Below are 21502 nucleotides of genomic sequence, written 5' to 3' on the forward strand. Positions count from 1 at the left end.
AACGTGAGTTGGAACAGGCACCGGCTTCGCTCAATGCAGATCAGGCGATAAGTAGAGAACCCCGAATTGTTCCGCCAACTGCGCGAGCCGCCGATCGCGCGTCCAAAGCCAAGTGCTCGGGGTCAACAGCACCGACGCCAGCAGCGTGCAATCCACCGCGCCGCATCCGCGTCCATACAGCCGTTCCCGCTCGATCCAGTCCGCAACTTCGCTTGGCGTCGCGAGGCGCGTTTGGCGCAATAGCGCGAGATCTCCCAGCGTTCGGGCCCGCGGTTCGGGCGGCGTCCCGCACGCCAGTTCGAGCATCACGAGTGGATGCGTCAAGACGTCATCGAAGCGCAACAGCTGGATAAGCGCCGGTAGCGGGCGCCTGAAATGCTCGACCCAAACGGACGTGTCGACCAGGACACTCATCGGGCGGTAGCCTCCGGTGAGCGCCGCGGCACATCTGCCATTTCGGGGGCGCGACCGCCCAGCGCGGCCAGACGTTGACCGGCCTGGACACGCACGAACGTTTCCAGGGCTGCCCGGAACAAGTCGGCCGGCGGCATGCCCGGCTCGGCGAGTTCAAGTGCGCGCGCATAGAGCGTGTCGTCGACGGTGACGGTGGTACGCATGATGGCTCCTTTGATGTGTTTCCGCATCAATTTTAGCATCAATTCAGAAGTGGTCCAGTCGCGATAAGGCTGGCGAAATTCGTCACGGCGTTGCCGACGCTCGCATGGGCCGCCGACTCAATCTGCATGGTCAATACGTTGCGCACCATCCAGGCTCGAGCGACTTTCCCGCACACCAAGGCGGCTGTGGGGTGTCGTCAAGCTTGCCGGGCGACCAGAGCAATTGTGCAATGGGCTGCTGCACAAATTCCGACCGCGGAAAGCGGTCGCGCCCAAAGGCAAATTATCTCGACGCAGCCGGAAACCGGCATGCGCGGCTGGTGCGAAGTCAAATTACGACACCGACCCCATAATAATAAATAAATAAATAAAAAAAATTCGATCATACATATTATGTCAAATATAGGATGCCCATCTCGCGGATGTGCCCCCAACCAAATCACGACCAGCACGTTGAACACCGTGGCGCCCGCCGCGATGGGATAAATGTTGATACTTGCTCGCGAAATTGTCTTTCTTGGCACCGCAAATGATACGGTCGGTTCTCAGTTAAACACTACTAAAGTGCACCAACGCCAAGTTCTTCCGATTCGTACTTGGCGGACCGGATCGCCTCATAGAAGCTGGGTTCAATTGCAACCTCTTTCCGGTCGACATGAACGACCCACGCATTGAACATGAAGCGCCAGCGGATGCGCCGCTCTTCGAGCATCGCAGCAAACCATCTCCACACTGAAGCATCGTCCGCGTTCGCGGTAGCCGCAGCAACCATTCGTGCCTCGCAGATTGCGTCCCAACCCAGGAAATGATCAGGCGTTGAATTCATGACGTCAGATGATTTTTCGCTCGTGCAATGCGTCGATCTCGTCGTGGCTCAGTCCCAGCCATGCGCCCAGAATCTCGTCGGTCTGTTCGCCGAGCCGCGGCGGCGGACGAAGATACTGGACTGGCGAATCGGACATTCGGATCGGATTCGCCACGAGCGGCACGCTGCCGGCCGATGCATGCGGCATCTCGATACGAATGCCGCGCGCCTTGACCTGTTCGTCCGCAAATACCCGGTCGAGCCCATTGATCGGCCCGCACGGCACGCCCGCCTCCTCCATCGCAATGACCCACTCTTTGGTCGACCGGCACGTGGTCACCGCGCCAATCAGCGCGACCAGTTCGTCGCGATGCTGTACGCGTAAAGGATTCGTCGCGAAACGAGCATCGCTCGCCCACTGCGCCTGACCGAGCACCCCACACAGGCTGGTGAACTGGCCATCATTGCCGACTGCGATGATCATGTAGCCATCGGCCGTCGGAAAATCCTGGTATGGCACGATGTTCGGATGCGCGTTCCCCATCCGGTGCGGCACGATGCCACCGATCAGGTAATTGGCCGCCTGATTCGCGAGCGCGGCGATCTGCACGTCGAGCAGCGCCAGGTCGATGTGTTGTCCACGCCCCGTGCGCTCACGATGGGCAACGGCGGCCAGCACGGCAACCGTCGCATACAGCCCCGTCATCACGTCGGTCAGCGCGACGCCGACCTTCACCGGACCGGCACCTTCCGTGCCGTCTGCGCGCCCCGTCACGCTCATCAGGCCGCCCATCCCTTGTATCAGGAAGTCGTAGCCGGCACGTGACGCATACGGGCCCGTCTGCCCGAACCCGGTAATCGAGCAGTAGATCAGGCGCGGGTTCTCGGCGCTGAGCTTCGCGTAATCCAGCCCGTACTGTGCAAGGCCACCGGCCTTGAAATTCTCGAGCACGATATCGGCCTGCTGCGCGAGTTGCCGAACCAGCGACTGACCGTCCGGCTGGCTCAGATCGACCGCGATCGAGCGTTTGTTGCGATTGGCGCTCAGGTAGTACGCCGATTCGCCCGTCGACTGCCCGTCTGCGTCGAGCAGCCATGGCGGGCCCCACGCCCGCGTGTCGTCGCCCGTCCCCGGCCGCTCGATCTTGACGACATCCGCGCCGAGATCGGCGAGAAGCTGACCGGCCCACGGCCCGGCCAGCACCCGCGACAGATCGAGTACGCGGAGGCCGGCCAATGCGCCTTGCTGTGCGATCGTTTCCATGGCGGCTCAGAATGCGGCAATGCCGGTGATCGCCCGGCCGAGGATCAGCGCATGAATGTCGTGCGTACCCTCATACGTGTTGACGACTTCGAGGTTCACGAGGTGCCGTGCGATGCCGAATTCGTCGCTGATCCCGTTCCCGCCCAGCATGTCCCGCGCGACCCGCGCAATGTCGAGCGCCTTGCCGCATGAGTTCCGCTTCATGATCGACGTGATCTCGACGGCCGCCGTGCCCTCGTCCTTCATCCGGCCGAGCCTCAGGCAGCCTTGCAGGCCGAGCGTGATCTCGGTCTGCATGTCGGCGAGCTTCTTCTGGATCAGCTGGTTCGCGGCGAGCGGCCGGCCGAACTGCTTGCGATCGAGCACGTACTGCCGAGCGCGATTCCAGCAATCCTCGGCAGCGCCGAGCGCGCCCCACGCGATACCGTAGCGCGCGCTGTTCAGGCAGGTGAACGGCCCCTTGAGGCCGCGGACTTCCGGAAACGCGTTCTCCTCCGGACAGAACACGTCGTCCATCACGATCTCGCCGGTGATCGACGCACGCAGCCCGACCTTGCCGTGAATCGCCGGTGCCGACAAACCCTTCCAGCCCTTCTCCAGCACGAAGCCGCGAATCGCGCCCTCGTCGTCCTTCGCCCAGACGACGAACACGTCCGCGATCGGGCTGTTCGTGATCCACATCTTGCTGCCCGTCAGGCGATAGCCGCCGTCGACCTTCCGCGCGCGCGCCGCCATGCCGCCCGGATCGGAACCGTGATTCGGCTCGGTCAGGCCGAAGCAGCCGACCAGTTCCCCCGATGCCAGCTTGGGCAAGTATTTCTGGCGGGTCGCTTCATGACCGAATGCATGGATCGGCACCATCACGAGGGACGATTGCACGCTCATCATCGAGCGATAGCCGGAATCCACACGTTCGACCTCGCGCGCGACGAGGCCATAGCTGACATAGTTGCTACCCGCGCCGCCATAGGTGTCTGGAATCGTGATACCGAGCAGGCCGAGCTCGCCCAATTCGCGAAAGATCGCCCGATCGGTCTCCTCGCGACGAAACGCATCCAGAACGCGCGGTGCCAGCCGCTCCTGACAGTACGCGTGCGCGGAATCGCGCACCATGCGTTCGCCCTCGCCAAGCTGCTGGTCCATCAGCAGCGGGTCGTCCCATTGAAACGAAATCGATTTGTGTGCATTAGTCATTTGTTGATCGACCGCGTGAAGGTGTTACGCCAACTTTATTCGCCACGTACCGTCAAAACAAACGATTTGTTCGCACCAACATGTGCAAAAATATCACTCGTCGATCTCACTACTCACCTGGACACGCATCATGCGCCGCACGATCCCCTCCACAACGGCCTTGTCCGCATTCGAGTCCGCCGCTCGCCACCAGAGCTTCACGAAAGCGGCGGACGAGCTCGCCGTCACGCAAAGTGCGATCTGTCGTCAGATCGGTGTGCTTGAGGCATTTCTTGGCGTGAAGCTGTTTCGGCGCACCCGGCGCGGCGTGACACTGACCGAAGCCGGTGCGGCGTACAGCCGCCGTGTGGCATCGAGACTCGATCAGATCGAATACGACGCGCTGGAGATGATGGCGACGGGCGGCAAAGGCGGTACCCTGGAACTCGCGGCCGTGCCGACCTTCGCGACCCGTTGGCTGCTGCCGCGCATGCCGGCGTTCATCGATACGCATCCGGACATCACCGTCAATCTGACCGCCATGCCGCGTCCGTTCATGTTCGATGCGACCGAATTCGACGCATCGCTCCACGCAGGCCCCGCGCCCTGGCCCGGTACGGCCGGCGACTTGCTGATGCAGGAAAGCGTGATCGCGGTCGCCAGCCCGAAGCTTGTCGCGTCGCGCACCCAGCCGACCCGGGCGGATTGGCGGCGCTATCGGTTGCTGCAGCAAAGTACGCGACCGTACGCATGGCGCGAGTGGTTCGCGGCGCAAGGACTCGAAATGGAAGGCGACCTGTCCGGACCGCGGTATGAATTGTTCTCGATGCTGGCCGAAGCGGCATCGAGCGGAATCGGAATCGCACTGATTCCTCGACTGCTCGTCGAAGACGAACTATCGCGCGGGACGCTGGTGCAGGTCGGTCGCTACGAACATCCGACCGGGAACGCGTACTTCCTGATCTACCCGGAAGCCAAGGCGGAAAGCTCGACGCTGGCTGCGTTTCGGGAATGGCTGAGCGGCGAAGCGCGACGATACAACGAGAACATTGCGCACATGGCTCAATCACGCGGTGCTCGGCATCACCGGCCCGCACAGTGACTGCATCTGATCGAAACGGCGTTTCGCAAGTGTGCGCGTCAGCTGAAGCGTATGGGCGGCGGACTAACTTCGTCGCCGCGCCCGGCACGATATCCGCTGCGATCGACTATCGCGGTGGTGTCGATCGCATGAGCAAGCGCGGCCCGGATAACCGATCGCCGCGCGGATGACCTACAGAATCTCGCATGCCTCGTCGAAATCGAGCCGCGGGCTGCGGGGAAACAGTCCGCCCGAATCGCCATACCCGAGGCAGCAAAGAAAGTTCACGCGCAATGCCGTGCCTTCGAAGAACAACTGATCGACTCTGGCCGCGTCGAATCCAGAAAGCGGCCCGCAGTCGAGACCAAGCGTCCGCGCCGCCATGATGAAATAGCCACCCTGCAGCGAGCTGTTGCGAAAGCATGTTTCTCGTGCCAGCTCCGGTTGCTCGATGAACATCTTCCCTGCACCCGGCCGATGCGGAAACAGCTTGTCGAGCTGCGTGTAGAACGCCACATCCTGCGCAATGATCGCAACGACCGGCGCGGTACGCACTTTCTCGACGTTCCCCGGAGAAACGGCCGACAACAGCCTTTCGCGCGCTGGCAGCGACCGCACGAACACGACACGCATCGGCGAGCAGTTCATGCTCGTCGGGCCCCACCGGCTCAATTCGTACAGGTCACGCAGCACCGCATCGGGCACCGCCTGGTCCAACCACGCGTTCTGGCTGCGTGCGTCGGTAAATAACTGCTGGCGCGTGCGGGTATCGAGCGGCTCGCTCATTCCGTTTTCCTCCAGATCGACCATCGAAAGGCCATGCGTGCGAATCAAGTGCGCGTCGCACCGACCATGAAGAACGCCACGATCGCCGGGCTGTTCCCGTTGTTGCGCCATGCATGGCGCGTGCCGTTCTGTACGACGACATCCATCGGCCCGAGCCGCGTCGCCTGCCCGTCATCGAGCTCCAGCCAGATCTCGCCCGACAGCACGATCGCATAGTCGACCGTTTCGGTCGCATGCATGCCTGGATGGTCGGGCTCGAACGTCGCTGCGAGATCCGGCATGCGCGCGACACATTCGCTTGCCGCTGCTGCGGGATCGAACTGCGGAGCCGCCATGACCTGATCCGGCGGAAAAGTTACGACCAGGAGGCTGGTAGCGCCGGCCGGCGGAATCAGGGTGTCCTTTCCGATCGTCGGATCGGCCGCCGTCGCCAGCGACGGAGAAGCCGCAGTCGTCCACACCTGCGCGAATGCATGCCCGGGAATGAAGTCGAACAGAACAGTTCGGGGTGTCGGGCCATCGGAAACCACGACGGACCGGCCGTGCGGATCGCGGCCGGTCACCACGCGTCGAATGTGCATGAGCTGCCTCGCTGAAAGGAAACGCTTTCGGCCGACGACACCCCGGCGCCGATGTGGTGCAGAAGTGTCGCCGATGTGCGTTACGGACAGATCACGTAGTTGCTGAAGCCGCCGTTGCGGTTCTCGATCCCGCCCAGCGCGACATTGATGTCCTCCAGCTTGAACGTGCAGTGTTCGAAGACCGACAGATCGACGACGCCGGATTCGACCATGTCCGCCATTTCCTGTCCTTGCCCGGCCGTGAACCAGGCGGAGCCGCTCAGGCGCTGGTCATTGTCCATCATGTAGTGAAGATTGACCGGCACGTCGCCGGCAACCGCGCCGATATTGACGAGATGGCCGCCGCGGCGCAGCGTCTTCAACGATTCTTGCAGCGTCGTATGCGGCGCGCCCGGCCCCAGGGCGTCGATCACCGCGTCAACACCTTCTCCACACGTGATGCGCGCCGCCCATGTGTCGACCGGTTCGTCGTCGAGCGCTAGAATCTCGATGCGATCCGGCGCAATCGCCTTCACGCGCTGAAGCAACTCCTTGTTGCGTGCGGTACCGAGAATCTTCCGCGCACCAAGCGCGAGTCCGAACAGTGCAACCCCGATACCGAGCGTCCCGCTGATGCCGTTGATCAGGATCGTGCTGCTTGGCCCGACTTCCGCCTTCTTCAGCGCACGATAGGCGGTGCCAAGATAGCCGAAGCGCGCTGCGGTCTCATGGCTCAGGTTCTCGGGTATCTTGACCAGGCTGTATTGCGGCGCGGTCATGAACTCGCACAGCCCGCCGTACGGATAGTCGTCGAAGATAACCTGCGATCGCTGGCTGAACCCGAAATAACCATTGAATGTGTAGTACGGACAGGCCGTGGTATCACCCGAGCGGCACGCGCGGCAACCGCCGCAATAGCGCGCCGGATTCACATAAACGCGGTCTCCCACGTTGAATGCGTGGACCTGACTGCCGACTTCCTCGATCACACCCGTCGCGTCGAGACCGAAAATCGCCGGCAGCCGGGGAAGCGGCAAGTGGGGAAACCATTTCTGCCAGTTGCTCAGCACGTTGCCGAGGTTGGGCACGATGCCACATGCCTTGACTCTCACCAGCACGTCGGTCGGCCGCGGCGACGGCACCGGAATATCCTCCACCACCATCGGTGCGCCGACATCGTGCATCCGTGCTGCTCGCATCATCTTCGTCATGCCTGTCTCCTGTCCGTCACTCTTCGTGTATTCACAACACACATTCACCGGCCCGGTCATCTGTCTGCGACTCAAGCCAGGCTAAATGCATGATATCAATTTTTATGCACAAAAATACAAATTCCGCCTGAACTTCATCGCAGGCCGTCGAGACCCTTGACGTCCGACGCCGCGAGGCCGCCCAGTCGCGCATGCACGCGCCCGCCCGTCGCCATCGCGAGTGCGAACGCGATCTCGTTGCGGCGCGGGCCATCCCAGACGGTCACCTCGCACGTGCCATAGTGACTGCGGACATAAGACGCCTGAATATGGCCCAGCGGTACCATCAGGCGCGTACCAACGCCGCCGATCGTCTTGGCCGATGGCACCATTGCCTTCGGCTGGCCCAGCGATTCCCGCATCGCCCAGCCGCCGGCTTCGTGCCATACGGCGCCATGCTCGAGTTCGCCATCCTCGCCGACGATCGCGCCCTTTCCGTATGCCTCGACGTTCTCCGCGCCGCCGAGCAGCGCCACGACGCGTGACGACAGGTCATGCCCGAGTTCGCGCAGCGCTTGCATGAACGGCAACAGGTCAGGCTCGTACCGCCCCGCATACGGATTCGCGACGATGGCTGTCGCGACCGCAACCCGCAGCGGCTCGCTCACGCGCTCTCCCCCTTCGTGCCAGACCTCCTCTAGGTCGAGCTTGATCTTTCTGACATTGACCAGCGGCATCTTTCTGCTCCACGGAAATTGTTCGGATCGCCGGGAGCCAGTTTGTGCTCCCGTGCTTGCATTATATCCATTCCGATGTAATATGCACAAAAACATGTTTTGTGCCCAAATGGAGGAGCAATGAAACTCGTGTCGTATCGCCGGGCCGGTAAGGCCGCTTTCGGTGCAATCAAGGAAGAAGGGATCGTCGATCTCGCGTCGCGCTTGCCCGCGCTGGCCGATCTCGCATCGCTGCTCGCGGATGACGCGGCGCTGGAGGAAGCACGCCGGCTCGTCACCGCGGCCGCGGATTTCCCGTTGGCCGATGTCGAACTCGAGCCGGTCATTCCACGCCCGAACAAGATCATCTGCGTCGGCATCAACTATGTCGCGCACGCAGCGGAAGCCGGGCGCACGGTCGGCAAGTACCCCGTCATCTTCCATCGTTACGCGGAAACCCTGTTGCCGCACGGTGCGCCGCTGATTCGTCCGACCATTTCAGACAATTTCGATTTCGAGGCCGAACTCGCGGTCGTGATCGGCCGCGGCGGTTCGCATATCGCACCGGAAGACGCGATGAGCCACGTAGCCGGCTATACGTGCTTCAACGACGCCAGCATCCGTGATTGGCAGTTCCATACGCACCAGTACGGAATGGGCAAGAATTTCCGCGGCACCGGCGCGCTCGGCCCGTGGCTCGTCACGGCCGACGAAATTCCGGACTACCGCGAACTCTCGGTGCACGGTCTGTTGAATGGTGAACAGATGCAGATCGGCAAGCTGTCCGAACTCGCCTTCGACATTCCGGCCCTGATCGCGTACGTATCGCAGGCGCTCGACTGGCAGCCGGGCGACATCCTCGCGACCGGAACCCCGAGCGGGATCGGCTTCAAGCGCCAGCCGCCGGTATTCCTGAAGCCCGGTGACACCTTCGACGTGGTGATTCCGGGGGTCGGCACGCTGTCGAACCCGGTGGCCGACGAAGCGTGAGCGATACTCGAACTATCAGGAGACGATCATGGCAGCATTGCCGAAAATTCAGTTCACCCACTGCGGAATCTTCTGCAGCGACCTCGACAGGATGGTCGACTATTACCGCAAGGCACTCGGATTCGTGATCAGCGACAAGGGTGTCGCGTCGACCGGACACAATCTGTACTTCATGACGCAGGATCCGGAAATCCATCACCAGCTCGTGTTGTTCGATGGAAAGCCCACCGACCTCCCCTTCAACCCGGTCAACCAGCTTTCCTTCCTGCTCGATTCGCTGGACGATCTGCGCACGTATTACCAACGCGCGAAACGCGCGGGCGTCGCCGGTATCGAGCAAGTCGATCACGGCAACGCGTGGTCGATCTATTTCAAGGATCCTGAAGGCAATCCGATCGAACTCTACGTCGACAGCCCGTTCTTCACCGCGCAGCCTTGTCGCGAGCCGCTCGATCTCGATCTCCCGAGCGCTGAAGTCCTGAGACGGACGGAAGCGATGTGCCAGCGCCGCCCGGGCTTCCTGACGCGCGACGCATGGATCGCGGCAATGCGCGAACGCATCGCCGCCCAGCGCACCGCGTTCGACGAATAGACACCAATCCGCAGCGTCCGCCGCGTTCGACGGCAGGCGGACGCCACCCTGCGAAACTGGGGGAGATCACTGGTCATGAAGTGCAATCTGATTGGCGGGTCGTGGCGCACCGGCGCCACTTCACGCCGCAACATCAATCCGTCCGATCTCGACGACGCGATCGGCGACTATGCGCACGCGGATGTCGAGCAGGCACACGAGGCAATCGACGCCGCGTGCGACGCTCAGCGCGGCTGGCGGGACAGCGGCATCCAGGCCAGAGCGAATGCACTCGACGCGATCGGCAGCGAATTGCTCTCGCGGCAGACCGAACTCGGTACGCTGCTATCGCGCGAAGAAGGCAAGACGCTTGCCGAGGGCATTGCCGAAGTCGCGCGTGCCGGGCAGATATTCAAGTTCCACGCCGCCGAAGCAGTGCGCTCGGGCGGCGAGTCCCTGCCGTCGGTCAGGCCGCTCGTCGACGTCAGTATCACGCGCGAGCCGGTCGGTGTCGTCGGCATCATCACGCCGTGGAACTTCCCGATGGCCATTCCGGCCTGGAAGATCGCGCCGGCACTGGCGTACGGCAACAGCGTCGTCTTCAAGCCGGCGGACCTCGTCCCGGGATCCGCATGGGCGCTCGCGGACATCATCCACCGCAGCGGCATTCCGCCCGGCACATTCAATCTCGTGATGGGACGCGGCAGTGTCGTCGGCAACGCGATGGTCGCCTCGCCGACCATCCACGCGATCTCGTTCACCGGATCGGTCGATACCGGGCGGAACCTGCTGCTGCAGGGCGCACGCCAGTTCAAGCGGATGCAGCTCGAGATGGGCGGCAAGAATCCACTCGTCGTCCTCGACGACGCGGACCTCGACGTCGCCGTCGACTGTGCGATACAGGGCGCCTATTACTCGACCGGGCAGCGCTGCACCGCGTCATCCCGTTTCATCGTGCAGAAAGGCATCTATCCGCGCTTCATCGCCCGTGTCGCGGAGGCGCTCGAGCAGCTCCGCGTCGGGCATGCGCTCGACGCCGACACGCAAATCGGGCCCGTTGTCGACAGCGAGCAACTGCGACTGGATGAAGCGTACGTGGAAATCGGCAGGAATGAAGGGGCGACGCTGATCTGCGGCGGTACGACCGTCGCCCGCAGCACACGAGGCCATTTTCTGACGCCAGCGCTGTTCTCCGATGCGGCGCCGAAGATGCGCATCGCGCGCGAGGAAATCTTCGGCCCGATCGCGTGCGCTATTCCGGCGAAGGACTACGACGAGGCGCTGGAGATCGCGAACGACAGCGAGTTCGGGTTGTCAGCCGGCATCTGTACGACGTCTCTGAAATATGCGGCGCATTTCAGGCAACACATGCGCAGCGGGATGGTGATGGTCAACGTGCCCACCGCGGGGGTCGACTATCACGTGCCGTTCGGTGGCACGAAGTCGTCGAGCTACGGCCCGCGCGAGCAAGGCCGATACGCCGCCGAATTCTTCACGACCGTCAAGACCGCCTACACGAAGGCATACTGAGATCAGTCGGGCGACGGTCCGGTGGACCCGCCCCCGCCGCCGGGCGAACGTGTTCGGCTCTGGCGGAACGAATATGAACATGGAGGAGATGTGGACTTCGATTTGATCATTGTCGGTCTCGGCCCGGTCGGCGCAGTCGCCGCCAACCTGGCCGGTCAGGCCGGCCTGCGCACGCTCGTCGTCGACAAGTCGCTTACTGTCTACGACAAGCCGCGGGCAATGGGATTCGACCAGGAAATCATGCGGATCCTGGCCAACCTCGGGATCGCAGACAGGATCGCACAATACGTGATGCCGTACCGCCCGTCCGAATACCGGACGACCGACACGCGGGTGATCCGCCGCATCGACGCGGCAGCCCCGCCATACCAGCTCGGCTGGGCGCCGAATTACGTGTTCATGCAGCCGCAAATCGAAGGGATCCTGCGCGACAATCTCGCCGGCTACCCGTCGGTCAGGGTCGAGCTCGGTGCGGAAGCGACCGCGGTCGAATCACACGACGATGCCGCATCCGTGACGATCTCGCTGGCGTCGGGCGAGCAACGCACGTTCACCGCAGGCCATGTGCTGGCCTGCGATGGAGGAACGAGCCCGATCCGTACGCGGCTCGGCCTGGACATGGAGGATCTCGACTTCGACGAGCCGTGGCTCGTCGTCGACGTGATGCTCAAAGACGGTGCCGGCGAGAGCCTGCCGGCAACCAACGTGCAGTATTGCGAGATCGCGCGCCCGTCGACGTTCGTCGTCGGCCCCGGCCGCTGCCGCCGCTGGGAGTTCATGATCAACGCGGACGAGACGCCTGCCGAGGCCTGCCGGCCCGAGTTCGTGAAAAAGCTGATTTCGCGCTGGCTCGCCGACGACGAATACGAGATCTGGCGTGCATCCGCCTACCGGTTTCACGCGCTCGTGCTGCGCAGCTGGCGAGCCGGGCGGATATTCTTCCTCGGTGACGCAGCGCACATGACACCGCCGTTCCTCGCGCAGGGAATGTGTCAGGGCATTCGGGATGCGTCCAATCTCGTCTGGAAGCTCGCGATGGTTACGCGCGGCAAGGCCGGTACGGCACTGCTCGACAGTTACCAGGCTGAACGGTTGCCGCACGTCAAGCGCACGACACTCGTGACGAAGGAACTGGGCAAGCTGATCTGTGAACGCGATCCGGTCGCGGCCAGCGCGCGCGACGAGCGCTTGCATGCGGAGATGGCCGCCAATCCGCGGGGAATGGTCCGGCAATCGTTGATCCCGGGGTTGAGCAACGGCTTTCTGTCCGCTTCGAGCGACGGGCCACGCGGGCTGCTGTTTCCGCAACCACGCGTGCGGACGTCCACCGGCGACGAGCGCCTGCTCGACGACGTGACCGGCGCGACCTTCCGGCTCGCGGTGGACGCACGTACCGATGCCGCGACTGTCGCGCAACTTCGGCAGGCATGCGATCGCCTGCAGTATCCGGCGATCCGGTTCGTCGCGATCGGGCCCGACGCGCTCGCGCCCGATGCCTCGCCGGATACGTATCAGGACGTTAGTGGCGTGCTGACCGGCTGGATGGCGCAACACGATTGCCGTGTGGTTCTCGCCCGCCCCGATCACTATGTGTACGGTGGTTGCCGTGAGCCGCATGAGGCGCTTGCGCTGCTCGACGAGCTCGTGGGCGCGCTGGCGACCAACGGCTCGCAAGCACTTGACGCGCCGGCAACGAGCCTTTGATCCGGAACGCGCGTCATGTAACAGCCTTCAGCGCTCGGTGCTTCGCCCGAGCGCTTTTTTTGTCCGGCGAGCCTTCCGACTCAATCTTGCATAGAAGTGAGCTTTGCGCATAAAATTACCGCATTGACAATCCGGAATGCCACGCCATGGATCCGACACCTGCCTCCAACGGTGCCCCGCTCATCGATGTTGCTTTCGCGCGGATGAAGACTTCGATCATCCGGTGTGAACTGGAGCCCGGCACGCGCCTGAAAGTCGAGAGCCTCTCGAAGACCTATGGTCTCAGCAGTTCGCCGATCCGCGAGGCACTGAACCGTCTCGCGCAGGACGGGATCGTGCAGGCGACCGAGAATCGCGGCTTCTGGGTCGCACCGATCAGTATCGACGACTTCAAGGACATCACGCGCCTGCGCATCCTGCTTGAACACGAAGCGCTGATGGATTCCATCGAGCATGGCGACGACGACTGGGAAGTTGCCGTGCTGACGGCGTTCCATCGGCTGAGCCTCGCCGAAAAGCGGATGGGTACCGGCCCGGTGGCCCTCGACGACGACTGGTCGGAGCGCCATCGCGCCTACCATATGGCGTTGCTGTCCGCGACGCCGAGCCCGCTGCTGCTGAACATGGTCGGATCGCTGTTCGACCGCGCCGAACGCTATCGGCGCTACTCGGCGCTCCATCGGACGGAGGAACGCCACAAGGGCGCGGAACACGAGGCGCTGATGAAAGCGGCGATCGGACGGGAAAAGGACAAGGCAGCGAAATTGCTGCGCAAGCATATCGAAGGGACGTTGACTCGTGTTGCCGCCGCACTGGAACGGCAATTGGCATCGGTGCAGTAAGTCGCGCGCAGTGCCCCGATGCTGCGTCTACGAATGAACCCCATTGCGACGACGACTCCCGCCGCCGTCGCACGGATCAATCAGAACATCGTCTGCATGCCGATCCGGCCGATGAACTGCGAGCGACTGCTCGACGGGCCGAACGTCCCGTTGATCGACGCGTTCGCCCCCCCGTTCGTCAGCTGATACACCGACTGCAGATAGACGGCCGTCCGCTTCGACAGATGGTACTTCGCAACGGCCCCCCACTGATGGGCGTGGTTGCGGTCGACGACGTCATTCCCCCACATGTAGGTGTAGGCGAGACTCGTCGAGAACGCCGGCGTGAACTGATACAGTGCGCCGACCTCTGCCGCGTTGACGACCGCGCCGTTGTGCGTATTGCGCGTGTCCGTGAACAGCGCCGTCAGCAGCAGCTTGTCGCCGCGATATTTCGCGCCGAGCCCGTAGTTCCTGATGCTGTCGCCGAGCAATGACGCATAACGCACGTCGGTATAAGCCGCGCCGAATGCAAACGCGCCAGCGCTGTAGCTGGCACCGAAGCTTTCCGCGCTGTTCTGCCGGAAATTTCCAGCCGTGCCGCCGAACGCGTACATCCCGCCGAATCGGAATCCGCCCAGCAACGGGCTCGCGTACTTGACCGCATTGCCAAGAGGCGTGTCGCCGTTCATGCGATCAAAGTCGAACGCCTCGTTCGGCGGAGAATCGGGAATGCCGAGCTTCGCGAACGGACCATCCCGGAAGCCGTAGAATCCGCCGCCATACATCGCCATATCGGCCCCGACATCGGCGAACAACGTATCAACCATGAAGTCGTACTGGCGTCCGAGCGTCAGCTTGCCGAAGCGGGTGTTGTCGAGTCCGACCCACGCATTGCGCGCGAAAAGCCCGGTCCCGGTGCCACTCCCGTTGCTCTTTTGAGCGACGAGGTTGCCCTGCAGCGTGAACTGCGTCACCAGCTGGAACACAGCTCGGGTGCCGTCACCGAGATCCTCGGTCCCGCGAAATCCCAGCAGATTGGGCAACGCGATACCGTCATCGAGCCGCCAGGCGGAGTGGCCCGACGTATTGCTGATGTATGACACACCTGCATCGAGCAAACCCCAGAGCGTCACGCTGCTTTGCCCGTAGGCGCACGATACCGGACCCAGGCCTGCTGTCGCGCAGGCAATTGACGTAATGACCCATTTTTTCACCGACGTCTCCTCCAGACCAATTGCGAAGCATCAACGCGCACAAATTACAACTTCGAGCACGTCATCGTATTTTGTGCATATTTATATTTAGTGCGCACATTTTATACGGCGCCGCAAGTTGCAGAACCCCGTGTTTACGCGCTAGTGCGCCGCAACATGGATGGTGGGAAGCGCGCCGGAGGCCGGGATTCGAAGTGCCGTGACGGATTCAGAGGGTGTCCGCCGCAATTGGCTGGCGGGTGCCACGGGCCGATGCATTGCCGGGTCGGCAGACCGGCGTCGCTCGACCTCGCCTTCTGCAGCCTCGTCAGGAAATGCAGACGCATTGGTGCTGTCGAGCGCACGCCGGTGGCGTTGCTAAGCGGCCCGAATCGGGCTGGCCGATGGACTTGCTTCTGAAATGGAAATGGTTCGAGGGGTGATCGTACCTTTCGTGTGGAATCTGGCAGCCTGGGCGAAAAAGCCACTGCGAATCAATAAGTTGCAATATCGCTATTCGTGCGAAAGGCGGAAAGCGGCAAAGCCTTGCTGTAGGCGGCTCCTCGGTTGATCACCGCCACTTTTTGCACGAAAGGTACGATCACCCCAAATACCAAACGAAGTAATTGGCTTCGGTCGTGCTTATCAGATCATCAAGTCTTTCGACGATACGTGGTCGTCGATTTCCGGTCGAAGTGATGCCGTCGCACTTCGCGCTGGCGCGACGGCGACCGGGATGGCGATGACTATCGCGCTCTCTCGGCTCGACTTCCGTGATGAGGCACGCCGTCTGCTGATCGTATTGACGGACGGCGAAGCGGGCGATCCTGAGATGCTGGCCAGCGCGTACGCGTATGCGAAGTCTGCGGATATTGAGGTCGTGACGATATTTATTGGCGATAGCACCCGCGGCGTTCATCAGACACGGGCCGCGATGAAGTCGGGCGGCTACGCGGAACAGATGTCTGTCGTAAAGAGCCCCGATGAGCTTCCGCGATGCGTGATCGAAGCTGTTCGTCGATCAATTTGATCCACCTTCCTCCCAGGCGCCTGCGTCCGGGAGGATTTTTTTTGCTTGTTCGATTGAAATGACCCGGCTTTCGACGCAACTCCATTTCTCGATTTTTAAGACAGCTGGCAATATCACTTTGTCATTCACCAACGACGAGGAGAAAACCACATGGCGGGGTATTTGGAGCTTTTGGCGCAGCGAAAACACCTCGATCAACAAATTGCATCGGTACGCGACCAAGAGCGCGCGTCGCAAATCGAGTCGATTCAAGAAACGATGCGGCTCTACGACATCTCGATCGACGAGATCCGCATGAAAGCCGGCGGCCGAAAGGGGCAACCGGCGGTACCGAAGTATCGACACCCGGATACCGGCGCGACCTGGAGCGGCCGCGGCAAGCGACCGCGCTGGCTCGGCGATAATCCCGCGCAATTTCTGATCGAAAAGGCGGCGGAGGTGACGCAATAACTTTCACAGACTCCAACAGGAAGCAGGTGCCGGACTTCCCGAGATCCGGCATCTGCCACGCAGCAAGTCCGGAGATCGCTGAATGGAAATGGTGCATCACCGTGATGCATTCACAAGCAGGATTGGATTTTCGAGGGCGACCGTGCAAATGGCTTTGTCGCGTTGCTCGCATGTCACCTACCCCCGTCGGTCGAACGGTCCAATTGTCACTGGATACAGGCCAATGAACAGGTCGATGACATGAGATTCGGGCAGCTCGAGGCTAGCCTCCGAGTGCGGTAAGGGGCACGATTGCGTCCGCTGGACTTGACCCACCATCGACGCTTCGATCGATTGGTAGATAGCAACGCATTGATTTAAAACGATAGCGAATTGGGGTTACAAAACAAAGCGTGGCCAGGCTTAAAGTCTGCTAACCCGAAAAATGCACGGAAAGTAAAGGTCCCCCGAGTGTCGCCGAGGCACTACGCGCGATTGATGTCCTCGACTCCTTGCTTCCCATCCGGCCCTCTCTTCGTTGCTAGCGGATGCGGCGCATAATGTTTAAATGGAGCGGTTGGCAAGGGAAACGATGTTATGCACTGCGCAAACTGCGGATACGAGAACCTCACCGGAGCCAAATTCTGCGAAGCGTGCGGAGCCATTCTGACGCGCGCGTGTCCTCGCTGTGGACACGACGCGACGCCTTCCGCCAGATTCTGCAATGAGTGCGGCACCCCCCTAACCGAGGCGCCGGCCGCGCCATCTCCGCGTTCGCAGCTTATTCCAGAGCCATCCAGAGCGCCGGTTCATTACACGCCACACCATCTTGCCGAACGTATCCGCGCCGAGCAGGCGGCCATGGAAGCGAGAGGTGAGACCGCCGGAGAACGCAAAACCGTTACGGCGTTGTTCGCCGACATGGCCGGTTCCACCGCATTGATCCACGACATGGATCCGGAAGAGGCCCATCGACTGATCGAGCCTGTCATCGCCCTGATGATGGAAGCCGTGCACTACTACGAGGGCTACGTGGCCAAGTCGCTGGGCGACGGCATCCTCGCTCTGTTCGGCGCGCCCATCGCGCACGAAGACCATCCGCAGCGCGCGCTCTTCGCGGCGCTGCGCATGCAGCAGGCGATGCGCCACCACAGCGATCGCATTCGACTGGAGGAAGGCATTCCGCTGCAGATTCGCGTCGGCGTCCACACCGGGGAGGTCGTGGTGCGCTCGATCCGCACCGACGACCTGCACACCGATTACGATCCGGTCGGACACACGATCCACATTGCGTCCCGGATGGAAGGGATCGCCACGCCCTCGTCTATTCTCGTGAGCGAGGCGACCCACAAGCTGGCCGAAGGTTATTTCGAGTTCAGGGCCCTGGGAGCCACCCAGGTCAAAGGCATTCCTGAACCGCTCTCGGTGTATGAGGTACTGGGTCTCGGCGCGCTGCGGACGCGCCTGCAACTGGCAGCGCACCGTGGTCTCGCCAGGTTTGTAGGCCGCAAGGCCGAACTGGAGCACCTGAACCGGGCGCTGGAAGAGGCCAGAACTGGCCGCGGGCAAGTGGTTGCTGTGGTCGGCGAGGCCGGGGTTGGCAAATCGCGACTGTTCCATGAATTCAAGGAGCGCTCCCGGCGCGGCTGCCTGGTACTGGAGACGTTTTCGGTATCACACGGCAAGGCTTTCGCCAATCTGCCGCTCATCGAGCTGTTGAAGAACTATTTCCAGATCACTAGTCAAGACGACGTGCGAGGGTGCCGGGAGAGGGTCATGGGCAAGGTGCTGACGCTTGAGCGCAGCTTCGAGGATCTCGTGCCTTACCTGCTCTATCTGCTGAGCGTCGGTGAAGCCGGTTCGGCGCTGGCGGAGATGGATCCCCGGATCCGGCGGGACCGGACACTGAACGCGATCACGCAACTGCTTGCACGCGAAAGCTGTAATCAGCCGATCGCATTGTTGTTCGAGGACCTGCAATGGTTAGACCGCGAGACGGAAGCCTTCCTCGCGTACCTGCTCGAACACTTATCAGGCACCCGGATCCTGCTGCTTGTGAATTTCCGGCCCGAGTATCAGCCTGGCTGGCAGCACGCGGATCACTGCAGCCAGCTGCGTCTCGAACCTCTGGGCCCGGCCGAAGCCCAGGGACTGCTCACGGCACTGCTCGGTGACGACCTCTCCCTCGTGCCACTCAAGCAGCTCATCCTGGAGAAGACGGAGGGCAATCCGTTCTTCATCGAGGAAGTGGTCCAGACGCTGGGTGAGGAGAAAGCACTGCTCGGCGATCCCGGCCATTGCAGGGTCGAGCAGACCCCGGCGGCGCTGCATATTCCCACTACCGTTCAGGGCGTGCTCGCCGCCCGTATCGACCGGCTCCCCGTCGCGGAAAAGGATTTGCTGCAGACGCTGGCCGTCATCGGCAAGGAGTTTCCGTTCAGCCTGATTCAGCGCCTGTGTGGCGACTCGATTGCGTACACGGATGACCACCTGCGCAAGCTTCTTGCCCACCTGGAAGCCGCCGAGTTCATTTACGAACGGCCCGCGTTTCCGGAGGTCGAGTATTCATTCAAGCACGCACTGACACAGGAAGTTGCCGGCCATTCACTGCTCAAGGAACGCCGGAGCGCACTGCACGAGCGCACTGCGCAGGCGATCGAGACGCTGTTTCCCACCCGTATCGCGGATTACTGCAGCGAACTGGCGCATCACTACGGCTTGAGCGGCAACATTCCAAAAGCCGTGGAGTACCTGCATCGTGCCGCGCAACAGGCCGTTCGACATGCGGCCCATCTGGACGCGATGCATCACCTCGGCATCGCGCTCGAGTTGCTCAAGCGTCTGCCCGATACACCGGCACGCGCGCATTGGGAACTGACGCTGTTGCTTTCCCTGGGTCCGGCCTTGATGGACGTGAGAGGCTATGGCGCGCCGGAGGTGGCCGCGACCTATACCCGCGCGCTGGCATTGTGCGAGCAGATCGGCGAAACATCACAGCTTTTCGCGGTGCAACTTGGACTGAGGATCCACTATGTGTCGCGCGCCGAGTATTCCACTGCGCGCGAATTGGCCGAACGGATGCTCCACATGGCGCGGCGCGCGCAGGATCCGGCCTTGCTCGTCAACGCGCACGACGCACTAGGTATGTGCCTCCTCCTCCAGGGGGAGCTCGAAGCCGCACGCACGCACGCGGAACAAGCGCTTGCCCTCTACGACGCTGAGCAGCATCAAGCACATGTCTTTGCTCACGCGTTGGATCCCGGCATCTGGGCTTTGGACATCCTGGTTCTGACCTTGTGGCTTCAGGGTTACCCCGAACAGGCGTACAAGCGAAACCTCGAGGCACTTGCGCTCGCACAAAAGCTTGCCTTTGGTCCAGCCCTGGCAAACGCCTTGGCTTACGCGGCCGAGTTGCATCAGCTCCGGCGAGAGTCATCGCAGGTCCTCGAGCACGCCGATGCTCTCATCACGCTCTCGACCGAGGAAGGGCTGCCATATTGGCTCGCGTGGGGAACCTTTTTCCGGGGCTGGGCCCTGACTGAGCGCGAAAGCCCCCTGGAGGGAGTCGCCCAAATGCGCGAAGGCCTGGCCGCCGTCAGGGCTGCCGGCGGCGAGGACCAGCGATCGTACTTTCTGGCCCTTCTTGCCGACGGCTATCGGCGCGCGGACAACGGGGAAACTGCCCTCGGAATGCTCGAAGAGGCAATGACGTTCGTCCACAAATCCGGGGAGCGCTGCCACGAGGCGGAGTTGCATCGGCTCAAGGGCAGCATACTGTTCGGCGCGTTGAACACTGACGATTGCCTGGCCGCGTGCAGCGGCGAAGCGGAGACCTGTTTTCGCGACGCGATCGCATTGGCTCGCCATCAAGGTGCGAGCTCGCTGGAATTGCGCGCGGCGTTGGGCCTGGCCCGGCTTTGGCAGCGCAAAGGCAAAATCGCGGAGGCCCGGCAAGCGCTATCCGAGGTCTACGGCAGGTTTACGGAGGGTTTCGACACCGCTGACTTGCGAGAGGCCAAGGAATTGCTTGATGCCCTTGCGCCAACATTGCCGACGAGACGCTGACGCTCTTAGAGACGGTTTCAAAAAGGCCCCGTGGGGTTGTTAACTTGTGCGGTGAGCTGTAACCTCAGGCATCGGAACAACCGAGGCAGAGGAGATGGGCAAGCCGATCATCGATGACGAATTGTGGAGACTGATCGAGCCATTACTGCCGCCAGTCAAGCCACGGCGAGAGAAGAATTTAGGCCGCCTGCCGGTTTCGAATCGCGCCGCGCTGACCGCCGAACCCGCCGTACAATACGGATCGTAAAGATCAGCATCGCCGCACCGCCAGCGAGTCCAACGAGTGTCGTCGCCGCATTCATCAGGGCATTTCGACGAATAGCGTCATCTACCTCGATGGTTCGCGCCTCAACAAGCATGGCCTCCCGTGCATTCATTGCACGAATCTCGCTGCGTAGTTGATCTAGGACTTCCTTGCTCGCGAGCAAATTTGCGCGAAGATCTGCCGGGCCGTCCCACGCGATTCACTTAGCTCATCAAGACTGTTGAGCTTGCAACGCTCCGACGGATTGGAACGCATTACGTCGCGAGTCGTCGCAACCTTCCAAACCAAGCCCGTTTCAAGGTACAAAGCAAAGAAGCCGAGCAAGCACTCAGCTTCTTTCGCTCTACCTACTCCGACTGCGGCGAAACGGCCTCGTAGAGGGGGGTGTCGTACTTTCCGTGCAGATTGTGGCGGTGAACGACGGGGGAGCGCCTTGCAGTAAGGCTCCGCAGCTCTTCATCGTTGGTACGAGGTGCGATTCTGTAAGTCTTTGATCGATATTGACTTTTAGGACAAAACCGCCAGTTCGTGCATAGAAAGCACGACAACCCCTTGAATGACGCGCGACATCTGGAAGAATTCGTCCATACCCGATTACAAGAGGCGCAACTCGCCATGCAACGCGCCAACACTAGATAGCGTCAAGCAGCTTGGCCGGTTTACCGACAACCATCTTGGCCGGTCGACCGGGTGATTGTCGGTGGTTATT

General features: G+C 61.9%; 19 protein-coding genes and 1 pseudogene. 10 read left to right on the forward strand and 10 right to left on the reverse strand.

Translation table 11 applies throughout. From position 1 onward, the window contains the following. Positions 1 to 30: 30 nt before the first annotated feature. The 5 genes from DIE23_RS22035 to DIE23_RS22055 form a co-directional block, all read right to left on the reverse strand. Positions 31 to 414, reverse strand: a complete 384-nt coding sequence (locus tag DIE23_RS22035; RefSeq protein ID WP_124614068.1) for a type II toxin-antitoxin system VapC family toxin — start codon at positions 412 to 414, stop codon at positions 31 to 33. Next, positions 411 to 617 carry a type II toxin-antitoxin system VapB family antitoxin gene (locus DIE23_RS22040; RefSeq protein WP_124614069.1) on the reverse strand — a complete coding sequence of 69 codons (207 nt, stop codon included), beginning with the start codon at positions 615 to 617 and terminating at the stop codon, positions 411 to 413. The genes DIE23_RS22035 and DIE23_RS22040 overlap by 4 nt, the downstream gene beginning before the upstream one ends. Before the next feature lie 559 nt (positions 618 to 1176). Next, positions 1177 to 1443 carry a hypothetical protein gene (locus DIE23_RS22045; protein ID WP_124614070.1) on the reverse strand — a complete coding sequence of 89 codons (267 nt, stop codon included), beginning with the start codon at positions 1441 to 1443 and terminating at the stop codon, positions 1177 to 1179. Positions 1444 to 1447: 4 nt separating this feature from the next. Continuing rightward, a complete protein-coding gene (locus tag DIE23_RS22050; protein WP_124614071.1) occupies positions 1448 to 2686 on the reverse strand; it encodes a CaiB/BaiF CoA-transferase family protein in 1239 nt (412 codons plus the stop codon). A 6-nt stretch (positions 2687 to 2692) separates the two neighbouring features. After that, complete coding sequence (locus DIE23_RS22055) at positions 2693 to 3880, reverse strand: acyl-CoA dehydrogenase (protein WP_124614072.1); 1188 nt, start codon at positions 3878 to 3880, stop codon at positions 2693 to 2695. A 130-nt stretch (positions 3881 to 4010) separates the two neighbouring features. Between DIE23_RS22055 and DIE23_RS22060 the strand changes: the two genes are divergently transcribed. Then, a complete protein-coding gene (locus DIE23_RS22060; RefSeq protein ID WP_124614073.1) occupies positions 4011 to 4961 on the forward strand; it encodes a LysR substrate-binding domain-containing protein in 951 nt (316 codons plus the stop codon). Between the two features lie 171 nt (positions 4962 to 5132). Here DIE23_RS22060 and DIE23_RS22065 read toward each other — a convergent pair whose 3' ends face one another. The 4 genes from DIE23_RS22065 to DIE23_RS22080 form a co-directional block, all read right to left on the reverse strand. Continuing rightward, positions 5133 to 5726 carry a malonic semialdehyde reductase gene (locus tag DIE23_RS22065; protein ID WP_124614088.1) on the reverse strand — a complete coding sequence of 198 codons (594 nt, stop codon included), beginning with the start codon at positions 5724 to 5726 and terminating at the stop codon, positions 5133 to 5135. A gap of 44 nt (positions 5727 to 5770) precedes the next feature. After that, positions 5771 to 6307, reverse strand: a complete 537-nt coding sequence (locus DIE23_RS22070; RefSeq protein ID WP_124614074.1) for a cupin domain-containing protein — start codon at positions 6305 to 6307, stop codon at positions 5771 to 5773. An 80-nt stretch (positions 6308 to 6387) separates the two neighbouring features. After that, the gene (locus DIE23_RS22075) at positions 6388 to 7470 is read right to left on the reverse strand and encodes an alcohol dehydrogenase catalytic domain-containing protein (protein WP_260436137.1); all 1083 of its coding nucleotides are present in this window, start codon (positions 7468 to 7470) and stop codon (positions 6388 to 6390) included. Positions 7471 to 7631: 161 nt separating this feature from the next. After that, on the reverse strand, positions 7632 to 8213 hold the full coding sequence (locus DIE23_RS22080) for an amino acid synthesis family protein (protein WP_124614075.1): 582 nt from the start codon (positions 8211 to 8213) through the stop codon (positions 7632 to 7634). A 120-nt stretch (positions 8214 to 8333) separates the two neighbouring features. Here DIE23_RS22080 and DIE23_RS22085 point away from each other — a divergent pair, with 120 nt between their 5' ends. The 5 genes from DIE23_RS22085 to DIE23_RS22105 all read left to right on the forward strand — a co-directional run bounded on the left by DIE23_RS22085 (position 8334) and on the right by DIE23_RS22105 (position 13829). Further along, positions 8334 to 9182 (forward strand): fumarylacetoacetate hydrolase family protein, encoded by an 849-nt coding sequence (locus tag DIE23_RS22085; RefSeq protein ID WP_124614076.1) that lies wholly within the window; start codon positions 8334 to 8336, stop codon positions 9180 to 9182. Between the two features lie 28 nt (positions 9183 to 9210). Next, the gene (locus DIE23_RS22090; protein WP_043184200.1) at positions 9211 to 9774 is read left to right on the forward strand and encodes a VOC family protein; all 564 of its coding nucleotides are present in this window, start codon (positions 9211 to 9213) and stop codon (positions 9772 to 9774) included. Between the two features lie 75 nt (positions 9775 to 9849). Beyond that, entirely contained in the window at positions 9850 to 11283 is a 1434-nt protein-coding gene (locus DIE23_RS22095) for an aldehyde dehydrogenase family protein (RefSeq protein WP_124614077.1), read from the forward strand. Between the two features lie 90 nt (positions 11284 to 11373). Further along, positions 11374 to 12987: a bifunctional 3-(3-hydroxy-phenyl)propionate/3-hydroxycinnamic acid hydroxylase gene (locus DIE23_RS22100; RefSeq protein WP_124614078.1), complete on the forward strand. Its 1614-nt coding sequence runs from the start codon at positions 11374 to 11376 to the stop codon at positions 12985 to 12987. 146 nt (positions 12988 to 13133) lie between these two features. Then, on the forward strand, positions 13134 to 13829 hold the full coding sequence (locus DIE23_RS22105; RefSeq protein WP_124614079.1) for a GntR family transcriptional regulator: 696 nt from the start codon (positions 13134 to 13136) through the stop codon (positions 13827 to 13829). Positions 13830 to 13909: 80 nt separating this feature from the next. On the opposite strand, the gene DIE23_RS22110 is transcribed toward DIE23_RS22105, so the two are convergent. Then, positions 13910 to 15025, reverse strand: a complete 1116-nt coding sequence (locus DIE23_RS22110) for a porin (RefSeq protein WP_260436138.1) — start codon at positions 15023 to 15025, stop codon at positions 13910 to 13912. 661 nt (positions 15026 to 15686) lie between these two features. On the opposite strand from DIE23_RS22110, the gene DIE23_RS22115 reads away from it, so the two are divergent. The 4 genes and pseudogenes from DIE23_RS22115 to DIE23_RS22130 all read left to right on the forward strand — a co-directional run. Continuing rightward, on the forward strand, positions 15687 to 16034 hold the full coding sequence (locus DIE23_RS22115) for a VWA domain-containing protein (protein WP_260436139.1): 348 nt from the start codon (positions 15687 to 15689) through the stop codon (positions 16032 to 16034). A 150-nt stretch (positions 16035 to 16184) separates the two neighbouring features. After that, a complete protein-coding gene (locus DIE23_RS22120; RefSeq protein ID WP_124614081.1) occupies positions 16185 to 16484 on the forward strand; it encodes an H-NS family nucleoid-associated regulatory protein in 300 nt (99 codons plus the stop codon). Positions 16485 to 17060: 576 nt separating this feature from the next. Further along, the gene (locus tag DIE23_RS22125; protein ID WP_124614082.1) at positions 17061 to 20528 is read left to right on the forward strand and encodes an adenylate/guanylate cyclase domain-containing protein; all 3468 of its coding nucleotides are present in this window, start codon (positions 17061 to 17063) and stop codon (positions 20526 to 20528) included. A gap of 94 nt (positions 20529 to 20622) precedes the next feature. Continuing rightward, positions 20623 to 20742, forward strand: a pseudogene (locus DIE23_RS22130) (IS5/IS1182 family transposase); the annotation flags it as partial. Between the last annotated feature and the right edge of the window lie 760 nt (positions 20743 to 21502).

This window comes from Burkholderia sp. Bp9143, assembly GCF_003853645.1.
Lineage (GTDB): Bacteria > Pseudomonadota > Gammaproteobacteria > Burkholderiales > Burkholderiaceae > Burkholderia.